The 19,532-nt window shown below is 64.3% G+C and carries 18 protein-coding genes and 1 riboswitch; of the genes, 8 read left to right on the forward strand and 10 right to left on the reverse strand.

Annotation, left to right across the window (positions count from 1 at the left end):
* Positions 1 to 7 precede the first annotated feature (7 nt).
* The 3 genes from EN857_RS00575 to EN857_RS00585 all read right to left on the reverse strand — a co-directional run bounded on the left by EN857_RS00575 (position 8) and on the right by EN857_RS00585 (position 2,372).
* Positions 8 to 508 carry a hypothetical protein gene (locus EN857_RS00575; RefSeq protein ID WP_127286063.1) on the reverse strand — a complete coding sequence of 167 codons (501 nt, stop codon included), beginning with the start codon at positions 506 to 508 and terminating at the stop codon, positions 8 to 10.
* 133 nt (positions 509 to 641) lie between these two features.
* Positions 642 to 1,229, reverse strand: coding sequence for a CatB-related O-acetyltransferase (locus tag EN857_RS00580; protein ID WP_135857517.1), 588 nt, complete (start codon positions 1,227 to 1,229; stop codon positions 642 to 644).
* A 153-nt stretch (positions 1,230 to 1,382) separates the two neighbouring features.
* Positions 1,383 to 2,372: a LysR family transcriptional regulator gene (locus EN857_RS00585; protein WP_128272426.1), complete on the reverse strand. Its 990-nt coding sequence runs from the start codon at positions 2,370 to 2,372 to the stop codon at positions 1,383 to 1,385.
* Positions 2,373 to 2,665: 293 nt separating this feature from the next.
* On the opposite strand from EN857_RS00585, the gene chvE reads away from it, so the two are divergent.
* The 4 genes from chvE (at position 2,666) to araD1 (ending at position 7,954) form a co-directional block, all read left to right on the forward strand.
* Entirely contained in the window at positions 2,666 to 3,733 is a 1,068-nt protein-coding gene (gene chvE / locus EN857_RS00590) for a multiple monosaccharide ABC transporter substrate-binding protein (RefSeq protein ID WP_127286060.1), read from the forward strand.
* A gap of 102 nt (positions 3,734 to 3,835) precedes the next feature.
* Positions 3,836 to 5,371, forward strand: a complete 1,536-nt coding sequence (gene mmsA / locus EN857_RS00595; protein WP_127286059.1) for a multiple monosaccharide ABC transporter ATP-binding protein — start codon at positions 3,836 to 3,838, stop codon at positions 5,369 to 5,371.
* Positions 5,368 to 6,660, forward strand: coding sequence for a multiple monosaccharide ABC transporter permease (gene mmsB / locus EN857_RS00600; protein ID WP_127309987.1), 1,293 nt, complete (start codon positions 5,368 to 5,370; stop codon positions 6,658 to 6,660). The genes mmsA and mmsB overlap by 4 nt, the downstream gene beginning before the upstream one ends.
* 301 nt (positions 6,661 to 6,961) lie before the next feature.
* On the forward strand, positions 6,962 to 7,954 hold the full coding sequence (araD1, locus tag EN857_RS00605; protein WP_135857519.1) for an AraD1 family protein: 993 nt from the start codon (positions 6,962 to 6,964) through the stop codon (positions 7,952 to 7,954).
* A 200-nt stretch (positions 7,955 to 8,154) separates the two neighbouring features.
* On the opposite strand, the gene EN857_RS00610 is transcribed toward araD1, so the two are convergent.
* Together EN857_RS00610 and EN857_RS00615 are read right to left on the reverse strand one after the other, a co-directional pair.
* Positions 8,155 to 8,922 carry an ABC transporter substrate-binding protein gene (locus EN857_RS00610; protein WP_135857520.1) on the reverse strand — a complete coding sequence of 256 codons (768 nt, stop codon included), beginning with the start codon at positions 8,920 to 8,922 and terminating at the stop codon, positions 8,155 to 8,157.
* A 91-nt stretch (positions 8,923 to 9,013) separates the two neighbouring features.
* Positions 9,014 to 10,108, reverse strand: a complete 1,095-nt coding sequence (locus EN857_RS00615) for a 2'-deoxycytidine 5'-triphosphate deaminase (RefSeq protein WP_135857521.1) — start codon at positions 10,106 to 10,108, stop codon at positions 9,014 to 9,016.
* Between the two features lie 78 nt (positions 10,109 to 10,186).
* Positions 10,187 to 10,264, forward strand: a riboswitch (SAM riboswitch).
* Positions 10,265 to 10,322: 58 nt separating this feature from the next.
* Between EN857_RS00615 and EN857_RS00620 the strand changes: the two genes are divergently transcribed.
* Positions 10,323 to 11,510, forward strand: a complete 1,188-nt coding sequence (locus EN857_RS00620) for an O-succinylhomoserine sulfhydrylase (RefSeq protein WP_135857522.1) — start codon at positions 10,323 to 10,325, stop codon at positions 11,508 to 11,510.
* 21 nt (positions 11,511 to 11,531) lie between these two features.
* On the opposite strand, the gene EN857_RS00625 is transcribed toward EN857_RS00620, so the two are convergent.
* Positions 11,532 to 12,686, reverse strand: coding sequence for a ceramide glucosyltransferase (locus tag EN857_RS00625; protein WP_135857524.1), 1,155 nt, complete (start codon positions 12,684 to 12,686; stop codon positions 11,532 to 11,534).
* Between the two features lie 225 nt (positions 12,687 to 12,911).
* Here EN857_RS00625 and apaG point away from each other — a divergent pair, with 225 nt between their 5' ends.
* Positions 12,912 to 13,304, forward strand: a complete 393-nt coding sequence (gene apaG / locus EN857_RS00630; protein WP_127285232.1) for a Co2+/Mg2+ efflux protein ApaG — start codon at positions 12,912 to 12,914, stop codon at positions 13,302 to 13,304.
* Positions 13,305 to 13,358: 54 nt separating this feature from the next.
* Positions 13,359 to 14,162: an alpha/beta hydrolase gene (locus tag EN857_RS00635; RefSeq protein WP_135857526.1), complete on the forward strand. Its 804-nt coding sequence runs from the start codon at positions 13,359 to 13,361 to the stop codon at positions 14,160 to 14,162.
* A 76-nt stretch (positions 14,163 to 14,238) separates the two neighbouring features.
* On the opposite strand, the gene EN857_RS00640 is transcribed toward EN857_RS00635, so the two are convergent.
* The 3 genes from EN857_RS00640 to EN857_RS00650 form a co-directional block, all read right to left on the reverse strand.
* Entirely contained in the window at positions 14,239 to 15,273 is a 1,035-nt protein-coding gene (locus EN857_RS00640) for an Hsp33 family molecular chaperone (RefSeq protein ID WP_127285234.1), read from the reverse strand.
* A 78-nt stretch (positions 15,274 to 15,351) separates the two neighbouring features.
* Positions 15,352 to 16,263 (reverse strand): ornithine carbamoyltransferase, encoded by a 912-nt coding sequence (gene argF, locus EN857_RS00645; protein ID WP_135857527.1) that lies wholly within the window; start codon positions 16,261 to 16,263, stop codon positions 15,352 to 15,354.
* Positions 16,264 to 16,280: 17 nt separating this feature from the next.
* The gene (locus EN857_RS00650) at positions 16,281 to 17,480 is read right to left on the reverse strand and encodes an aspartate aminotransferase family protein (protein ID WP_135857528.1); all 1,200 of its coding nucleotides are present in this window, start codon (positions 17,478 to 17,480) and stop codon (positions 16,281 to 16,283) included.
* 356 nt (positions 17,481 to 17,836) lie between these two features.
* Between EN857_RS00650 and EN857_RS00655 the strand changes: the two genes are divergently transcribed.
* On the forward strand, positions 17,837 to 18,355 hold the full coding sequence (locus EN857_RS00655) for a GcrA family cell cycle regulator (protein WP_126056595.1): 519 nt from the start codon (positions 17,837 to 17,839) through the stop codon (positions 18,353 to 18,355).
* Positions 18,356 to 18,488: 133 nt separating this feature from the next.
* On the opposite strand, the gene EN857_RS00660 is transcribed toward EN857_RS00655, so the two are convergent.
* The gene (locus EN857_RS00660; RefSeq protein WP_127285237.1) at positions 18,489 to 19,499 is read right to left on the reverse strand and encodes a magnesium and cobalt transport protein CorA; all 1,011 of its coding nucleotides are present in this window, start codon (positions 19,497 to 19,499) and stop codon (positions 18,489 to 18,491) included.
* Positions 19,500 to 19,532: the final 33 nt, after the last annotated feature.

Consider the following 19,532-nt stretch of genomic DNA (forward strand, 5'->3'; position numbering starts at 1 on the left):
AAATCAATCAGCTTGCATGAAACTTGCCATATCCCGCGGCGGGCCGCTGGCTGTTTGCCAGCACCCCGCACAGGGGCAGGTGCTTTGCCACCTCGTCGGCCTCCATCCGCACTATGGTGTGCGACAGGCCGCCGTGTTCCTCGATCCATTGCCGGACCCAGTCGGGATATTGCGAGATCAGATAGTTGGCGGCGGCCGCGTTCTGCCGGCCGCCGACGCCGTATGGCAGATGGAAGCCGAAGGAGGCACGCGGGCTCACGCAAAGCTGCTCGACGGGCAGCGACAGATAGAGCGTGCAGGCGCTGTCGCACGCCCCTTCAAAGCTCACCTGCTCGTCGGCGGCGCGCAATTCGGCGACGTGCAGCGCGAAGCTTATGATCTGGCCACCGGGATTGTCGCCGACTGTCTCGGCCTTCGCGGGCAACGCCGCCAGGATGGCGGCGAAGAGCCCAACCGCCATGGTCTTCAACGTCCATCCAGGCTTTACGGGCGGCAGATCGGTTTTCATCCTGTGTTCTCGTTCTCGCGTTTGTCTCGCGGGCGTCTACGCTAGATCAGGATGGTTAACATTAGGCATCGCTCATCAATCTTCCGATCGGTGTGTTACACTCGCGCGAGCACGGTTCCCCGAGAGGGGCGCTCTACGGCGAGGGAGGCGCCAGGAAGCGCGCGACGAATTGTTCGGCCGGCAGGTCGAAGGCCGCCTTCTCCCGCATCAGCCTTTCGGTCGGCCAGTCCCACCAGCGGATTTTCTGCATGGCGGCGATCGTCGGGTCCGGGAACCGGTATTTGATGATCCTTGCCGGATTGCCGCCGACGATGGCGTAGGGCGGAACGTCCCTGGCCACCACGCTGCGGGCGGCAATCACGGCGCCGTCGCCGATGGTGACGCCGGACAGGACGATGGCGTCGGTGCCGATCCAGACATCATGGCCGAGCTTGATCGGGCCGTTCGTGCGCAGATATTCGAAGGTCGACCTGGTCTTGAAAAGCTGGTGCTGAAGCGCGTAGTTCGCCGCCGTGTCCGTCGGGTGGTTGGCCTGGCAGAAGAAGCGGACGCCGGGAGCGATCGCGCAGAACGAGCCGATTTCGACCGGCGACTGTTCGGTGCAATTGAAGAACGAATGCCCGTCCAGGCTCTTGGAGTGGCGGCCGATCCTGGCATGCGCCGGAATTGCGTTTGGATCGGCCTTCAGGCCGAGCAGGATTCGCAGTTTCTTGAAAGCCATCGCTGGAGAGCCCCCACCCCGACGCAACGTTGGAATCCGGGCCCGCGACTTGTAAAGGGTGGATTTTGGGTTTTGAACATGCGCGAGGGAGGATGGCGCCGTCGGCTGCCGGGGCGGGTCAGCCCAGCGCCGTAGGGACTGCGCCAGCGGCCGTCATCCCACTTCGCGCAGGATGAAATCGTGCAGCATCTTGGCTGCCGGCGACAGCACGCGGTTCTTCGCCGTGATCAGGCTGTAGGGCCGGACCTCGATGTCGAACTCGGTCTGGACGACGTCGATGGCGCCGGCCAGCCCTTCGGGATTCTGGATGAATTTCGCTACCTGGATCGACACCGGCGCGATGGCGTCGGACTGCGCCACCATGACCAGAGTGAGCAGCAGCGAGCTGGTGTTGAGGATGCGGTCCGGGAGCGCGATGTTGCGGTTCAGGAAATTGCTTTCCATCGCCTGGCGCAGCGGCGAACCGCCGGACTGGAAGACCCAGTCGTAGGCGGCGGTCTCCTCGAGCCGCACCGCCTTGCCCTTGCTCAGCGGGTGGCCGCGACGCACGATCAGGCAGGCCTTCTCGACGCCGATGACGCGCGATTCGAACAGGCGCGGATTGAGGTCGTCGGGAATGCGCGCGATGATGAAGTCGTGGCGCGACGCGATCAACTCGCGTGCCAGCACATTCGAGGTCTCGACCTGCATGGTGATCTCGATGCGCGGATAGAGGCGGCGGATTTCGCGAATCGCCGGCACCGCCAGCTCGATCGCCGGCGCCGTCACCGCGCCCAGGAACACCGACCCGCCCTTGCCTGCCTTGAGCTCGGAGATCTCGCGGTCGGCCTCGCGCATCTCGAGCAGGATCGAGCGCGCGCGCCTGGCCAGCGCCTTGCCGTAAGGCGTCAGCGTGATGCCGCGCGGCAGCCGCTCGCAGAGCTTGACGTCGAGCACCGCCTCCATCTCCGAAATCATGCGCGAGGCGGCCGGCTGTGAGATGTTCATCACCTGGGCGGCGGCGCTTACCCGGCCGTGATCGTCAAGCGCTGCGATCATGCGCATGTGGCGCAGGCTGAGCCCGCTGCGCAGAAGCGTTTCGCCGTCGCCCGGAAGTTCGTCGTAAGTGCCTGATACGCCATCAGGATTGCGCAGTGCCGCCATGCTTTGTCTCCGCTCCCGCGACGCCTTCGTCGACTTTCGCTATATACCAGTTTCGGTATAGCAACCATCAAAGATCGCATTTGACAGTTATGTCAAAGGGACACACCCTTCGCACGTCCCGTGGCATGACGGTCGATGACGAGGGAGATCGTGTCGATCGAAATCAGCGTCGCGGGGCCGATTGGGAGGATACCGGAGATCGATAGACGACAGCAGCGCAGCTTGCGCTTCTGCTCGCCTGCGCGGCCCGCGAAGCCCCGAGGTGTCGCGTCCATCAACCAGGGAGAGTTACTGTGAAAATCATCAAGACACTGGCCGCCGTGGCGGCCCTTGGCATCGCGGCCATGACGCTGCCGGCGCATGCCGGCGAAGGCCTTGTCGGCGTGCTGATGCCGACCAAGACCTCGCAGCGCTGGATCAATGACGGCGACGCCGTCAAGTCGCAGCTCGAGGCTCTCGGCTACACCGTCGACCTGCAGTACGCGCAGGACGACATTCCGAACCAGCTCAGCCAGCTGGAAAACGAAATCACCAAGGGCCCGAAGGCGCTGATCATCGCCTCGATCGACGGCACCACCATGGCCGACGCGCTGCAGAAGGCCAACGACGCCGGCGTCGTCGTCGTCGCCTATGACCGCCTGATCAAGAAGACCGCCAACGTCGACTACTACACCACCTTCGACAATTTCGGCGTCGGCGTGATACAGGCTAATTCCCTGGTCAAGGGTCTCAAGGAGCGCTTCCCGAACACCAAGCCGTGGAACGTCGAGCTGTTCGGCGGCTCGCCGGACGACAACAACGCCTTCTTCTTCTACAACGGCGCCATCTCCGTCCTGCAGCCGCTGATCGACGACGGCTCGATCAAGATCAAGTCCGGCCAGACCGGCATGGACAAGGTCGGCACGCTGCGCTGGCTCGCCGCCACCGCCCAGGCGCGCATGGACAACCTGCTCTCGGCCAACTACTCGGACGGCAGCCGCGTCGATGGCGTTCTGTCGCCCTATGACGGCCTGTCGCGCGGCATCACCGCCTCGCTGCGCGCCGTCGGCTACGGCACCGACGCTCAGCCCTGGCCGATCGTGACTGGCCAGGACGCCGAGACCGCCTCGGTCAAGCTGATTATCTCGGGCGAGCAGTACTCGACCGTGTTCAAGGACACCCGCGAACTGGCCAAGGCCACCGTGCAGCTGGTCGACAAGGTGCTCTCCGGCGGCAAGCCGGACGGCCTCGACGAAAAGACCTACAACAACGACGTCAAGGTCGTTCCCTCGATCCTGCTGACGCCGCATGACGTCGACAAGTCGAACTACCAGGCGCAGGTCGTCGATTCCGGCTACATCAAGGCCGACGAACTGAAGTAATTTCGGTTGCAAAGACAGGGGTCCTGCGCAACGCAGGGCCCCTTTTCGTTAACCAGCGGGACCGGTATTGTTTTTGCCGACCTGGTAGGAGTTTATTTCCCGATGACCTCGACGATTTTGGAGATGCGCGACATCACCAAGACGTTCCCCGGCGTGAAGGCGCTGTCGAACGTCAACCTCAGCGTCGAGGAAGGAGAGATCCACGCCATCGTCGGCGAGAACGGCGCCGGCAAATCGACCTTGATGAAGGTGCTGTCGGGGGTCTATCCGTCCGGCACCTATGAGGGCGACATCGTCTTTCGCGGCCAGGAATGCCACTTCAAGGGCATCCATGACAGCGAGCACATCGGCATCGTCATCATCCACCAGGAGCTCGCCCTGGTGCCGATGCTCTCGATCGCGGAGAACATCTTCCTCGGCAACGAGCACGCGACCTATGGCGTCATCGACTGGAACGCCAACGAGAAGCGCACCAAGGCGCTGCTCGACAAGGTCGGCCTCAAGGAAGACCCCAAGACGCTCATCACAAATATCGGCGTCGGCAAGCAGCAGCTGGTCGAGATCGCCAAGGCGCTGAGCAAAGAAGTGAAGTTGCTGATCCTCGACGAACCGACGGCTTCGCTCAGCGAAAAGGACAGCCAGGCGCTGCTCGACCTTCTGCTCGAGTTCAAGCGCCAGGGCATGACCTCGATCCTGATCTCTCACAAGCTGAACGAGGTGAACCGGGTCGCCGACAAGGTCACGGTGATCCGCGACGGACGCACCATCGAGACCTTGCCCAGGAAAGACATCAGCGAAGACCGCATCATCACCTCGATGGTCGGCCGCTCGCTCGACGACCGCTATCCGCCGCGCGAGCCGCAGATCGGCGAGGTCGTCTTCGAGGTCAAGGACTGGTCGGTCTACCATCCGATCCACGCCGAGCGGCAGGTGATCAAGAACGTCAACCTCAATGTGCGCAAGGGCGAAGTGGTCGGCATCGCGGGGCTGATGGGCGCCGGCCGCACCGAATTCGCGATGAGCCTGTTCGGGCGCTCCTATGGCCGGCACATCACCGGCGAGGTTTTGCTCGAAGGCAAGCCGATCGACATTTCGTCGGTGAGCAAGGCGGTGGAGAACCGCATCGCCTATGTCACCGAGGACCGCAAGACCTACGGTCTCAACCTGATCGACCATATCAAGCACAATGTGACTTTGGCCAATCTGGGCGGCGTCTCGAGCCGCGGCGTCATCGACGACATGCGCGAAATGAGCGTCGCCAACGACTATCGCAAGAAGACCAATATCCGCGCGTCCAGCGTCTATCAGCTGACCGGCAATCTTTCGGGCGGCAACCAGCAGAAGGTGGTGCTGTCGAAATGGCTGTTCGCGGACCCGGAACTGCTGATCCTCGACGAGCCGACGCGCGGCATCGACGTCGGCGCCAAGTACGAAATCTATACGATCATCGCCCGTCTCGCCGCCGAGGGTAAGGCGATCATCGTCATCTCGTCGGAAATGCCGGAGCTGCTCGGCATCACCGACCGCATCTATGTCATGAACGAAGGGCGAATGGTCGGCGAAATGGCGGCAAGCGACGCCAGCCAGGAAAAGATCATGCGAGCCATCGTTCGCGGAGAAGGAAAAAAAGCATCATGAGCACAGAAAGCGCTCCCGCGCCGCAGAGCGGCGCAGCCGAAGACGTCAAGCAGGGTCCGCGCATCGCCGTCTCGGCGCTGACGACGAACCTGCGCGAATACGGCCTGATCATCGCGCTGATCGTCATTATGCTGTTCTTCCAGTACACGACGTCGGGAACGCTGTTCAAACCGGTCAATCTCTCGAACCTTGTGCAGCAGAACTCGTTCATCATCGTGATGGCGCTGGGCATGCTCTTGGTCATCGTGTCCGGCCACATCGACCTCAGCGTGGGTTCGGTGGCGGGCTTCATCGGCGCGCTGGCGGCGATGATGATGGTCATCTGGCCGCTCGGCCCGCTCAGCAATCCGCTGGTGGTGTCAATCGTCTGCCTGATCGTCGGCGGCGCCATAGGCGCAGCACAAGGCTACTGGATCGCCTATCACCGGATACCGAGCTTCATCGTGACGCTGGCGGGCATGCTGATCTTCCGCGGCATCTGCCAGGCGCTGCTGGGCGGCGGCTCCTCGGTCGGCCCGCTTCCCGACAGCTTCAAGGCGCTGAGCTCGGGCTTCATTCCCGACGTGATCGGTCCGCTGACGCTAATCCCGCCGACGGTGAATGCCGCCGGCAAGACCATCCTCGGCAGCGGCCTTACGCTGCACATGACGACGATCGTGCTCGGACTGATCGCGGTGCTGGCCTATGCCTATTTCGGGCTGCGAGCCCGCCGCAAGCGTGAGCGTCACGGCTATGAGGCCGAACCCTTCCCGCTCTTCGTCATCAAGACCCTGGTCGGCAGCGCACTGGCGCTGTTCCTGGTCGTCCAGTTCGCGAGCTACAGGGGCCTGCCGGTGGTGCTTCTGGTGATGGGCGTGCTGATCTCGCTGTTCGTCTTCGTCACCAAGCGCATGACCATCGGCCGCCGCATCTATGCGATGGGCGGCAACGCCAAGGCGGCGCAGCTCTCGGGCATCAACACCGAGCGGCTGACGCTGCTGGTGTTCATCAACATGGGCGTGCTGTCGGCGCTCGGCGGCCTGATCATCGCGGCGCGCCTCGGCCAGGCGGTGCCCGCCGCCGGCCTCGGCAGCGAGCTTGACGTCATCGCGGCCGTCTTCATCGGCGGCGCCTCAGCGATGGGTGGCGTCGGGCAGGTCATCGGCGCCGTAGTCGGCGGCTTCATCATGGGCGTCATGAACAACGGCATGTCGATCATGGGCGTCAATGTCGACTGGCAGCAGGTGGTCAAGGGCCTGGTGCTGCTCGGCGCCGTGATCTTCGACGTCTACAACAAGAACAAGGCCTGACAGGAAGAAATTCCGGGAAAAGCGCATAGCGGTTTTCCCTCGGGATTGCGCAGAGACAAAATATTGGGAGCGGGTCGGCAGCTCAAAGCCGAACCGCTCCAGGCGAGGAAGGCAGGAGGCATACGGGTCTAGATCGCGATGCTGCCGGCAACCCGCCGGCGCCAAGAAGTCCCTGAGGACCGGGGCTCGCGAGCGCAATCCGGACGAGCAGTTTCAACCGTGGCGCGGAACCGTTCCGGGCCGCGACGGTCAAGGTCTGCCGATCGGCGGCCGGGCCAAGGCAAAAGAGAGAGGGTTCATCATGCTGATCTCCCAGATCCTCGACGACGCCGAGACGATCCGCGTCGTCGCCCGCAACGGCGGCAAGACCCGGATCATCAACGGCGCCCGCAGCGTCTATTCGCTGGCGATGGAGGCGGCGCGCACCGGCACCGGCCTCGTGGCGCTGATCGAGCGCAAGGGTCTTGGCGAAACCATCGACCTCGACGCCGCCTACAAGAAAGGCCGGGTGGTGTCGCCGATCAATCATCCGGATCCGGCGCATCTGCATCTCACGGGCACCGGCCTGACGCATCTCGGCTCCGCCGCGACCCGCGATTCCATGCACAAGAAGCTGAGCAGCGACGGCGAGGAGCAGCTCACCGATTCCATGAAGATGTTCCGCATGGGACTGGAAGGCGGCAAGCCGGCGAAAGGCCAGGTCGGCGTGCAGCCGGAATGGTTCTACAAGGGCAACGGCACGATGGCGGTGGCGCCGGGCGCCGCGCTGATGTCGCCCGCCTTCGCGCAGGACGCCGGCGAGGAGCCGGAGATCGCCGGCATCTACGTCATCGGCGACGACGGGGCGCCGTTCCGCGTCGGCTTCACTTTGTCGAACGAATTCTCCGACCACGTCACCGAGCGCGTGAACTACCTGTTCCTCGCGCACTCCAAGCTGCGCAACGCCTCGTTCGGACCGGAGATCCTGATCGGCGACCTGCCGGCGGACATCAGGGGCTCATCGCGCATCTGGCGCGACGGCAAGCTGCTCTGGGAAAAGCCGTTCCTGTCGGGCGAGGCGAACATGTCGCACACCATCGCCAATCTCGAGCATCACCACTTCAAATACTCGGCCTTCCGCCAGCCGGGCGACGTGCATGTGCACATGTTCGGCACCGCGACGCTCTCCTTCGCCGACGGCGTCAAGACCGAGGCGGGCGATACTTTCGAGATCGAGGCGAGCGATTTCGGCCTGCCGCTGCGCAACCCGCTGGAAATCGAAAAGCCGGTCAAGGTGGCGGTGAAGGCGCTTTGAGGTGAAAGCGTGATCTCCCCCCCTCGTGGGGGAGATGGCCGGCAGGCCAGTGGTGGCGCTGTCCCGCCAGCGTTCGCAATCCAACCGGCGCTGCCTGCGGACTGTCTTCTTGGCTACAGGAGCGGTTGGCGATCCCTCGCGCCCCCTCTGCCCTGCCGGGCATCTCCCCCACAAGGGGGGAGATTGGCAGTTTCAGCCGCTCAATAGATATCGAAGTCGAAATACTTGGCCTGGATCTTCTTGTAGGTGCCGTCGGCGACGATGGCGTCGATCGCCGCGTTGAGCTTGTCGCGCAGCGCAGTGTCCTCGAGGCGCACGGCGATGCCGGCTTCCGTCTCGGTGCCCTTGACGTCACCGACCAGCTTGCAGCAGCCGTCGCTCGACTTCTTCAGCCAGTCCACCAGCACGAACTTGTCCGAGATGACGGCATCGAGCCTACCGTTCTGGAGATCGGTGATCGCCTCTTCCTGGGTCGGATAGAGCTTGGCTTCGGCGCCGGCCTTGCCGTAGACGTCCTGGGCGAAGTCGGCCTGCGTGGTCGAGGCCTGGGCGCCCACCGTCTTGCCGGCAAGCGCCGCCGGGTCGGTCGAGGTCAGTTCGCTGTCCTTGGGCGCGACCAGCGCAAGCGGCGTCGTATAGTATTTGTGGGTGAAGGCGACCTGCTTCTTGCGTTCCTCGGTGATGCTCATCGAGGCGATGATGGCGTCGAACTTCTTGGCCTGGAGGGCCGGAATGATGCCGTCCCAGTCCTGGGTGACGATCTCGCATTCGACCTTCATCTGCGCGCACAGCGCATTGGCGATGTCGATGTCGAAGCCCTCGACCTTTCCGTCCGGCGTGATGGTGTTGAACGGCGGATATGCGCCCTCGGTGCCGATCTTGATCTTTTCCGCCGCGACGACCGAGCCGGCGCCGAGCGTCAGCATGGCGGCAGCGGCTGCCGATAGGATCCATCTGGATATCTGCATTTTCGTCTCCCTCTGTCAGGTTCTGGACCGGTGGCGCCAGCCAAGCATGGCGCGCGGGACCGGGCAAGCGGAGTCTGACGCGGGCGACGGGTCAGCGCGCGGCGCGGAAATGCTTGGAGAGCTTCAAGCCCTGCGCCTGGTAGTTGGAGCCAAGGTCGGTGCCGTAAAGCGCCTGCGGCCGCTTCAGCATGTGCTCGTAGACCAGCCGCCCGACGATCTGGCCGTGATCGAGGATGAACGGCACCTCGTGGCTGCGCACTTCGAGCACCGCCCGGCTGCCGGTGCCGCCGGCCGCCGAATGGCCGAAGCCCGGATCGAAGAAGCCGGCATAGTGGACGCGGAATTCGCCGACCAGCGGATCGAAGGGCGTCATCTCGGCTGCGTAGAGCGGCGGCACATGCACCGCCTCGCGGCTGACCAGGATGTAGAACTCGTCGGGATCGAGCACCAGCTCGCCGGCGCCGCTCTTGTAGAGCGGCTCCCAGTAGTCGACGACGTCCTGCGCGGCGCGCTTGTCGACATCGACGAGGCCGGTGTGATGCTTGCCGCGATAGCCGACCAGCCCGTCCTTGTCGCCATCGAGATCGATCGACAGCGCGATGCCGCCGCCGGAAATGTTGGGCGGCTCGGTGGCAACCAGCATTTCGGCATGGTGGAGATCGCGCAACTCGCTTTCCGACAGCAGCGCATTGCCGGTGCGGAAGCGAATCTGCGACAGGCGCGAGCCGGCGCGCACGACGATCGGGAAGGTGCGCGGGCTGACTTCGAGATAGAGCGGGCCATGATAGCCGGCGGCGATCTTGTCGAACTCGTGGCCGCGATCGGTCATCACCCGGGTGAAGATGTCCAGCCGCCCGGTCGAGCTCTTCGGATTGGCCGAAGCGGACACGTTCGAGGGCAATGCCAGGCCTTCCAGCAGCGGCACGATGTAGACGCAGCCCGTCTCCAGCACAGCACCGTCGACGAGATTGATCTCGTGCAGCTTCAGCCGGCCGAGCTTGTCGGCCACCAGATGATCGGGGCCGGGCAGGAAGGAGGCGCGCACGCGGAACGCCTTGTCGCCCAGCCTGAGGTCGAGGCTGGCCGGCTGGATCTGGTCGGCATCGAGCACGCGCGGCGACTTCAGCGCGCCGGACTGGAACAGCGCGGAAATGTCCTGATCGGGAAGAATGCCTGTCTGCCGCAAGGCTCCGCTCCAAGGCCGCTGGTACAAACCTCTTAATGAAGCCGGCAATTGACGCAAGCGCGGCGCGGGTCTAAAGGGTCGTTATCCCGTGGTGATTTGGCCGGTCGGCTTGCAGCCACGTTAAACAAGTCGCTAAAGGACCGTCGGGCCGCAAGGCCGTATGGACCGGTTGCGACTTTTCGCGGCCGGTTTTTTTGTATCTGGAAGTAGAGCGATGACCAAGAAGCGTGACTGGAAGCCTCAGACGGCACTCGTGCATGGCGGAACGCTGCGTTCCGGCTTCGGCGAGACATCAGAAGCGATGTATCTCACCCAGGGCTATGTCTACGAGACGGCGCAGGCCGCCGAAGCCCGCTTCAAGGGCGAGGAGCCGGGCTTCATCTACTCGCGCTACGCCAATCCCACGGTCGACATGTTCGAAAAGCGCATGTGCGCCCTGGAAGGCGCCGAGGACGCGCGCGCCACAGCCTCCGGCATGGCGGCGGTGAGCGCCGCGCTGCTGTGCAGCGCCAGGGCGGGTGACCATATCGTGGCGGCGCGCGCGCTGTTCGGCTCCTGTCGCTGGGTGGTCGAAACGCTGGCGCCGAAATACGGCATCGAGGCGACGCTGGTCGACGGCACCGATATCGCCAACTGGGAAAAGGCGGTGCGGCCGAACACCAAGCTGTTCTTCCTGGAAAGCCCGACCAACCCGACGCTGGAAGTGGTCGACATCGCCGCTGTCGCCGCGCTCGCCAATTCGATCGGCGCCAGACTGATCGTCGACAACGTCTTCGCCACGCCGCTGCAGCAGAAGCCGTTGCAGCTCGGCGCCCACATCGTCGTCTATTCGGCGACCAAGCACATAGACGGACAGGGGCGCTGCCTCGGCGGCATCATCCTGTCGGACAAGAAGTGGATCGACGAGAACCTGCACGACTATTTCCGCCACACCGGGCCGAGCCTGTCGCCGTTCAATGCCTGGACGCTGCTCAAGGGCCTGGAGACGCTGCCGTTGCGCGTGCGCCAGCAGACGGAGAGCGCCGGCAAGATCGCCGACTTCCTCGCCGAACGGCCGGAGATCGCCCGCGTCATCTATCCGGGCCGCGCCGACCATCCGCAGGCCGAGATCGTCAGGAAGCAGATGTCGGGCGGCTCGACGCTGATCTGCCTCGACGTCAAGGGCGGCAAGCAGGCGGCCTTCGCCTTCCAGAACGCCCTCGACATCGTGCTGATCTCCAACAATCTCGGCGACGCCAAGAGCCTGATCACCCATCCGGCGACGACCACGCACAAGAACCTCAGCGACGAGGCGCGCGCCGAGCTCGGCATCGGCCCGGGCACGCTCAGGCTCTCCGTCGGCCTGGAGGATACGGACGACCTGCTCGCCGATGTCGAGCAGGCGCTGAAGGCGGCGAAATAGGGGACCTGGGCGAAGGCCCGGTCAGGCGCTCGAGGGCGTCTCTTCCAGTTCGGCCACCTTGGTGCCGATGGTCATGGCGTTGCCGCGCCAGTCGACGGCGCCGCCCAGCCAGCCGCGCGCCCATATCGCCGGCAGCATCGCGTCGCGCACGATCATCGCCGCGACCGTGCGTGGCGACAGGTGCCAGCCGTTGGCCCATGCGAGCGCGCATTCCGGCAGGTAGGCGAGTGCCAGCACGCAAAGCGTTGTGGCCGGCAGGCTGATGCCCAATTGGGCCGCCGCTACCAGTGCCAGGACAAGCGGCACCGCCGCACCGGTCAGGATCTCGGGCGCGAAGAACAGCGGGAAGGTGACGCGGCGCAGCCGCGCCCAGCGCGCCTGGCGCGACCAGATCTCGCCAAGCCTGCGCTCGCCGAGCGGCTGCTCGAAGGGCGAGGCGACGAGATGGACGCGAAGGCCAATGCCGTTGACCAGCTTGGTCGCCGCAGCGTCCTCGGCGATCTCGGCGGCAAGGGCGCGGATGCCGCCATTGGCGTCGAGCATTGGCTTGTTCCACAGCATGCTCTTGCCCTGGGCGAAGCCGAGGCCAAGCGCCTCGCCGGCATATTGCCAGCGCGCCTGCAGCGTGTTGAGGAAGGCGCATTCGACCTCGGCCCAGAAGCCGTCCGGCCGTGAGCCGACCGGCGTCGAGCAGACCAAGCCGGTATCGGACCTCCACGCGGCCATCAGCTTATGGATATAGTCGCGCGGCATCAGCACGTTGGAATCGGCAAGGATCACCCAGTGGTGGCGCGTCGCCTCCCAGCCCTTGACGCAATTGTTCAGCTTCGGATTGGCGCTGACGCGGTCGTCGCCGACCAGCAGCCGGGCCGGCACCTTGGGAAACCGGGCAATTGCCCTGTTTATCAGCTTGACCACCGGATCGTCGGCATGGGCGACGCAGAAGATCAGCTCGTAGCGCGGCCAGTCGAGCGTGAAGGCGCGCTGCAGCGTTTCCGCGGTAAACGGCTCGATGCCGCGCGAGGGGATGACGATCGACACCGGCGGCGTCCTGCCCACGGGCGCGGCCATGCCGCGCGGCGGCTTCAGCCGGCGCGCAGCAAGCAGGATGCTGGCGAGATTTGAGAGAAGCAGAGCTATGGAAAGCAGGGCGGCGGCCATGGCGATCAGTTCCATCGAGATCTGGTCACTCCGGAAAAGCCGGCCAGGAGATGGCCATCTTGAACAGGTCGACAGAGCGCTTGAGTCGCCCAGCACGGTCCGTGCACACCATCATTGTCGTGTGTCACTTAAATGACATTGTTTGCCGGCACGTGCGCATAAGGCGGAAGGGACAGGCGTCACGCATCGTTGACCCGACAGCGGAGTGCGCCGAAAGTTCCCGAATTGTTGGGGTAGCTCATGTATCGCGCCGTCACGCGCAACATCGAAGTTCAGGTGAGGCCGTTCTATCTGGAGGATCGCTCCGATCCTTCAGAGAACCGCTATGTCTGGGGCTACCAGGTGACAATCGACAACCGCTCGGACGAATTCGTGCAGCTGCTCTCGCGCTACTGGCACATCACCGACGGCAGCGGCCGGGTGGAGGAGGTGCGCGGTGCAGGCGTCGTCGGCGACCAGCCCGAACTCAATCCCGGCGACAGCTACCAGTACACCTCGGGCTGCCCGCTTTCGACGCCTTCGGGCATCATGGTCGGCCACTATACGATGCGCAACAAGCGCGGCGAGACGTTCAATGTCGCCATCCCCGCCTTCTCGCTCGACCTGCCGGGCACGCGGCGGACGGTGAACTAGTGGCCGCGTACGCTTGGCCGCCACTGCCCCAACCGCACGCCAGGCAGCGGCTTGATGCACAGAATTGAAACAGGGTTGTTTCTGGGCCGGCTGCCGTTCGCAAGAGTTGGACAAGGACCGGAAAGCCTTCTCATCATCAACGGCGGTCAGGGGTTCATGATGAAACCCCGGCCATCAAGACTGGAGAAGGATGCCAGACGGCTCATCCGTATCCTTCCACCCAACACGAGCTTCGTGCTGATTGGCTACGATCCCGCTCCAAAAGCCGATCCTTCGCTCGAGGGCATGGCCAGAGACATCGCGGAGATCATCGACGCCGACTTCAAGAAGCCAGCGAGCCTGATGGGTATTTCCTATGGCGGCGTTGTCGCAACGCAGGTGGCCGCGCGGTACCCGGACCTTGTAGGCAAGCTGATCCTGCTGGCGAGCGCGCATGGCTTTTCGGCCGATGGAAAGAGGCGGCTCAGGAAACAGATGCAATTCGCACAGGCCGGACAATTTCGCGCTTTGCTGAAGGAATTCGCAACGGTGTTCCGGCGGCCCTGGCTGAACCTTCTTTTGCGTCTTCGACTGAGGTTCGAAGCACGCAGCCTGGTTGCGCGGATGGGGGCGCCGAGCACGATCGTCCGCTATCTCGAAGCAATGCTCGACGACGATGTGACGGAAGAAGACCTCCGCAACATCTCGGCGAGGACTTTGATCCTCGGCGGTGAAAGGGACCAGTTCTTCGGCGGGATGATGGAAGCTACCGCGAGCGCGATCAGCGGCGCGAAGCTCATGGTGCTCGGGGACGAAACCCACATGGCTCCCGTCGAACGAGCCTCGGATGTCCGCAGGCACCTCGAGGAATTCATTTGACGCCGAGATAGGCGCGGCGCCTAGAGCGCGTCGCGCTGAAATAGATCAGGCGACGCGCTTGGTCTGGAAAGTGACCCTATTGAGCCGCGGCGAACTCTGCCGGGTCGAAGTCGTACTGCGTCGAGCAGAACTCGCAGGCGACATGGATGCCGCCCTCCTCGGTGCTGTCCTTGATCTCCTGGGCGGAGAAGCCGGCGAGGATGCCGCGGATCTTCTCGCGCGAGCACGAGCACTGGTCGGCAACCGGCACGCCGCCGAAGACGCGCACGCCGTGTTCGTGGAACAGCCGGTAGAGAAGGCGTTCGGCACCGACAGTCGGATCGATCAGCTCGGTCGGCTCGATGGTGCCGAGCAGCGCGAGCAATTCCTGCCAGGAATTGTCGGCCGGCTCATGGACCGCTTCGCGCGGATCGCCGTCGCCGCCGGAAATGTCCGGCACGCGCATGCGTTCCGGCGCCTTCGGCAGGAACTGCGCCAGAAGGCCGCCGGCGCGCCATTGCTCGCGGGCGCCACCGGGACCGGGCGTCACCAGCTTGGCCACCGACAGCCTGATGTCGGTCGGGATCTGCTCCGACTGGCGGAAATAGGTGCGCGCGGCCTCCTCCAGTGAGGAGCCGTCGAGCTGGACGATGCCCTGATAGCGCTGCGTGTGAACGCCCTGATCGATGGTCAGCGCCAGCACGCCGTTGCCGAGCAGCGTCTGCTGCGAGACCTCGCCGGCGGCGGCCAGCGCCTGCAACCGGTCGGCATCGAAGCGCGCATAGCCGCGCAGCGCATGCGGGGTTGAGAAATCTGCCACCAGCATGTCGACCGGCCCGTCGGTGCGGGTCTGCAGGATGAACTTGCCCTCGAACTTGAGCGAGGTGCCGAGCAAAACCGTCAGCACGCAGGCTTCCGCCAGCAGGCGCGCGACCGGCTCGGGATAGTCGTGGCGGGCAAGAATGGCGTCGAGCATCGGCCCGAGCTGCACGGTGCGGCCGCGCACGTCGAGCGGCGCGACCTCGAAGGGCACGACGTGATCGTCGCCGGCGTAGCCGAATTCGCCGAGTTGCGGGTGATGTTCAGTCACTTGACGGGTTTCCAACATGACAAAGCTCCGGGGCGCGGCCATGCCACCCTTTGGGGTGCATGCGTCCAAACGCGCTCGATTTGCGTGATGCGCCGCAGATAGGCATCACACCTCCGGAGATCAAGCTCCCAGACACCAGGCCAAAACCGCCTTCTGGGCGTGCAGGCGGTTCTCGGCCTCGTCGAACACCACCGAATGCGGCCCGTCGATGACCTCGTCGGTCACCTCCTCGCCGCGATGCGCCGGCAGGCAGTGCATGAACAGCGCGTCCGGCTTTGCCTTCGCCATCAGCGCCGCATTGACCTGATAGGGCAGGAAGACGTTGTGGCCGCGCGCGCGATGTTCCTGGCCCATCGACACCCAGCAATCGGTGACGACGCAATCGGCCTGATGGACGGCCTCCTCGGCCGAGCGGGTGAAGTTGAGCTTGCCGCCATTGGCCTTCGACCAGCCGATGTGCTTCTCGTCCGGCTCGCTGCCTTCCGGCACCGCGACGTTGAGGTTGAAGCGGAAACGCGCCGAGGCCTCGAGCAGCGAATGCAGCACATTGTTGCCGTCGCCTGTCCAGGCGAAGGTCTTGCCGGCCACCGGACCGCGATGCTCCTCGAAGGTCATGATGTCGGCCATCAGCTGGCAGGGATGGGTGTCGTCGGTCAGCCCGTTGATGACCGGAACGGTGGCGTTCTCGGTCAGCTCCAGCAGCCGCTCATGCGAGGTGGTGCGGATCATGATGGCGTCGACATAGCGCGACAGCACCTTGGCGGTGTCGGCGATGGTCTCGGAGCGGCCGAGCTGCATCTCGGTGCCGGTCAGCATGATGGTCTCGCCGCCGAGCTGGCGCATGCCGACGTCGAAGGACACGCGCGTGCGGGTCGAGGGCTTGTCGAAGATCATCGCCAGCACCTTGCCCTCGAGCGGCTTGGTGCGCTCGCCGGCCTTGAGCCTGGCCTTTCGCAGCACCGCGTCGTCCAGCATGACGCGCAGATCGCCTTCGGAAACGGCGGACAGGTCGGTAAAATGGCGAACGGACATCGGCAATGGTTCCGGAACTACTTCGCGGCGGCCGAGGCGATGGCATCCGCCAGGCCCTGGGCGCCGGCGCGGATGCGGTCGAGCGCTTCGCCGATCTCGGCATCGGTGACGGTGAGGGGCGGCAGCAGGCGAATGACGTTGTCGCCGGCCGGAACTGCGAGCAGATGCTGGTCTCGCAGCGCCATGTTGACCTTGGTATTGGGCATCACGCATTTGAGGCCGAGCATCAGGCCGGTTCCCCTGATGCCTTCGAGGACCTCGGGGAACTCGTCGGCGACGCCGGCCAATCCCTGCTTCAGGAGCAGTGCCTTGCGCTGGACATCCTCGAGGAAGCCTTCCTCCAGCACCACGTCGAGCACCGCGTTGCCGACCGCCATCGCCAGCGGATTGCCGCCGAAGGTGGTGCCGTGCACGCCGGCGGTCATGCCGACCGCAGCCTCGTCGGTGGCGAGGCACGCGCCCAACGGGAAGCCGGCGCCGATGCCCTTGGCGATCGCCATCAGGTCCGGGGTGACGCCGGACCATTCATGCGCAAACAGCTTGCCGGTGCGGCCGATGCCGCACTGGACCTCGTCGAAGATCAGAAGCAGGCCATGCTGGTCGCAAAGCTGCCGCAGCCGCTTCAGCGACTGCGTCGGCACCGGGCGGATACCGCCCTCGCCCTGCACCGGCTCGATCAGGATGGCGGCCGTCTCCGGCGTGATCGCCTTCTCGGCCGCGTCGATGTCGTCGAAGCCGACCTGGTCGAAGCCTTCGACCTTGGGGCCGAAGCCTTCCAGATATTTATACTGGCCGCCGGCGGCGATCGTCGCCAGCGTGCGGCCGTGGAAGGCGCCTTCGAAGGTGACGATTCGGTAACGCTCGGGATGGCCCTTGACGAAATGGTAGCGCCGCGCCGTCTTGATGGCGCATTCCAGCGCCTCGGCGCCCGAATTGGTGAAGAACACCTTGTCGGCAAAGGTCGCCTCGACGAGCCGCTCGCCGAGCCGGCGCTGCTCCGGAATCTCGTAGAGGTTGGAGACATGCCAGAGCTTCGCCGCCTGCTCGGTCAGCGCGGCAACCAGATGCGGATGGCTGTGGCCAAGTGAATTGACGGCGATGCCGCCGGCGAAATCGAGATATCGCTCGCCCTTGTCGGTGACCAGCCAGGTCCCCTCCCCGCGGTCGAAGGCCAGGGGTGCGCGAGCAAAGGTCTCGTAAAGCGCCGAACCGCTCATTATATGCGTCTCCGGAACCGGAAAATCAAAAAAGCCGCCAAAGCGGCGGCCTTTGCGGCTTATCGTGTTTTTCGGCCATGAAGTCAACGAAAACGTCGCGCATAGGCGCGTGGCACGCCCCCGACGGGATGCCGGTTCATAAGCAGCCGGCAAGTTGGGGAAAACCGGAAAAACCGATTCGTGTTGCCCTGGGGACTCTTGTCACCGAGTCAGCGCATGAGGTATTTGTAGTCGAGAAATAACTAGATTTCGTGCGGCGGACCTAATCACCCGATATATGTGGTGTTGTCTGCCCGGCGGGAGCCGGGACGGGAAGGGATTCCGATCGCCGCACGCCTCAGCAGGAGCGCGGTCTCATGAACTGGACTGACGAGCGGGTAGAACTTCTCAGGAAACTGTGGTCGGAAGGGCTGAGCGCCAGCCAGATTGCCGCACAGCTTGGGGGCGTCAGCCGCAACGCGGTCATCGGCAAGGTGCATCGCCTGAAGCTTTCGGGCCGCGGTCGCGCCACGGCAAGCCCGGCACGCCAGAAGAAGACCGTGCAGGGATCGTCCATCCAGAAATCGGTATCGCGGGCGGCGACCGCCACGCGCCACGTCACCACCTCGATCGGCGCGACCGCGCTGCAGGCGCAGTTCGACGCCGAGCCGGTGGCGCGGCACTATATCCGCCCGGTGGAAAACGTGGTCGTGCCGATCTCCCGGCACCTGCAGCTGGTCGAGCTGACCGAGCGCACCTGCAAATGGCCGAATGGCGACCCGCTGTCGGAAGACTTCAACTTCTGCGGCAACGACGCCGCCGAGACCGGCCCGTACTGCAAATACCACTCCCGCGTCGCGTTCCAGCCGGCGGCGGAGCGGCGCAGAAGCCGCTGAGCGAATAGCGAATAGCGAATAGCGAATAGCGAATAGCGAATAGCGAATAGGAACGGCTTGGCTTCCGTGACAGGGAGCAAGCCGTTTTCGGTGTTCTCTATTCGCTACTTCCTTTTCGCTGTTCGCTCTCCCTTCACAGCCATCCATTCTTCCTGAACCGCCAGTACAGGAACGAGCAGATCAGCGCGATCGCAACCAGCACGGTCGGGTAGCCATACTCCATATGCAGTTCCGGCATGTCGTTGAAATTCATGCCGTAGATGCCGGCGAAGGCCGTCGGCACCGCCAGGATGGCGGCCCAGGAGGCGAGTTTTTTCGAGATCGCCGTTTCCTGGCTCTGGCCGACCAGAAGACTGGCTTCGAACGCGAAAGCCAGCACCTCGCGCAGGCTGTCGATCTTTTCCTGGACCGTGCGGATGTGGTCGGTCACATCGCGGAACAGCGGGTGCATCGAAGCATTGATCTGCGGCAGGTCGGCGCTGGTCAGCCGGCGGCAGACCTCGACCAGCGGCAGAGCCGCATTGCGCAGCCGCAGGAGATCGCGGCGCAGCATATAGAGCCGCTCGATGTCGGAGCCGGTCATCGGCCTCAGCAGGACCTTGTCCTCGATCGCCTCGACCTCGTCCTCGATCTGCTCCAGCACCGGCATGTAGTTGTCGACGATGAAGTCAAGAATGGCATAGAGGACGAAGTCCTCGCCTTTGGCGAGCGAATGCGGGCAGGTTTCCCAGTGCTGACGGACCGCGGCATAGGATGTCGAGGGTCCATGCCTGACGCTGACGATGTAGCCGGCGCCGACGAACAGATGCGTCTCGCCGAAGGTGACGCGGCCGTCGATGAGCTGGGCGGTGCGCGCGACGATGAACAGGGCATCGCCATATTGCTCGATCTTCGGCCGCTGATGCGGATGCTCGGCATCCTCGATCGCCAGATCATGCAGATGGAACTGCGCCTGGACGCGCAGCAGAAGATTGCGGTCCGGCTCCAGAAGTCCGATCCAGACGACATGGTCCGGCTTCTTGGCCCAGTCGCCGGCCTCCTCGATCGGTATGTCCGCGACGCGGCGGCCGGCCGTATAGACGCTTGAGGCGATAATGCCGGACGTCGGCGCAGGGGCCGGCGTGAGGTTCCGAACGTTTTCCATGGCAACCTCCTGAGGCACGGCCACTGATCAGGA

Source organism: Mesorhizobium sp. M4B.F.Ca.ET.214.01.1.1 (assembly GCF_004791545.1).
GTDB lineage: Bacteria > Pseudomonadota > Alphaproteobacteria > Rhizobiales > Rhizobiaceae > Mesorhizobium > Mesorhizobium abyssinicae.

Coding starts and splice junctions, on each gene's coding strand:
- mmsB (WP_127309987.1), top strand. CDS start 5,368: ATGAGCACAGAAAGCGCTCCCGCGCCGCAGAGCGGCGCAGCCGAAGAC.
- EN857_RS00660 (WP_127285237.1), bottom strand. CDS start 19,499: ATGGAAAACGTTCGGAACCTCACGCCGGCCCCTGCGCCGACGTCCGGC.
- EN857_RS00635 (WP_135857526.1), top strand. CDS start 13,359: ATGCACAGAATTGAAACAGGGTTGTTTCTGGGCCGGCTGCCGTTCGCA.
- argF (WP_135857527.1), bottom strand. CDS start 16,263: ATGTCCGTTCGCCATTTTACCGACCTGTCCGCCGTTTCCGAAGGCGAT.
- EN857_RS00620 (WP_135857522.1), top strand. CDS start 10,323: ATGACCAAGAAGCGTGACTGGAAGCCTCAGACGGCACTCGTGCATGGC.
- EN857_RS00575 (WP_127286063.1), bottom strand. CDS start 508: ATGAAAACCGATCTGCCGCCCGTAAAGCCTGGATGGACGTTGAAGACC.
- EN857_RS00610 (WP_135857520.1), bottom strand. CDS start 8,922: ATGCAGATATCCAGATGGATCCTATCGGCAGCCGCTGCCGCCATGCTG.
- EN857_RS00585 (WP_128272426.1), bottom strand. CDS start 2,372: ATGGCGGCACTGCGCAATCCTGATGGCGTATCAGGCACTTACGACGAA.
- EN857_RS00580 (WP_135857517.1), bottom strand. CDS start 1,229: ATGGCTTTCAAGAAACTGCGAATCCTGCTCGGCCTGAAGGCCGATCCA.
- araD1 (WP_135857519.1), top strand. CDS start 6,962: ATGCTGATCTCCCAGATCCTCGACGACGCCGAGACGATCCGCGTCGTC.
- mmsA (WP_127286059.1), top strand. CDS start 3,836: ATGACCTCGACGATTTTGGAGATGCGCGACATCACCAAGACGTTCCCC.
- EN857_RS00650 (WP_135857528.1), bottom strand. CDS start 17,480: ATGAGCGGTTCGGCGCTTTACGAGACCTTTGCTCGCGCACCCCTGGCC.
- EN857_RS00640 (WP_127285234.1), bottom strand. CDS start 15,273: ATGGCCGCGCCCCGGAGCTTTGTCATGTTGGAAACCCGTCAAGTGACT.
- apaG (WP_127285232.1), top strand. CDS start 12,912: ATGTATCGCGCCGTCACGCGCAACATCGAAGTTCAGGTGAGGCCGTTC.
- EN857_RS00625 (WP_135857524.1), bottom strand. CDS start 12,686: ATGGAACTGATCGCCATGGCCGCCGCCCTGCTTTCCATAGCTCTGCTT.
- EN857_RS00655 (WP_126056595.1), top strand. CDS start 17,837: ATGAACTGGACTGACGAGCGGGTAGAACTTCTCAGGAAACTGTGGTCG.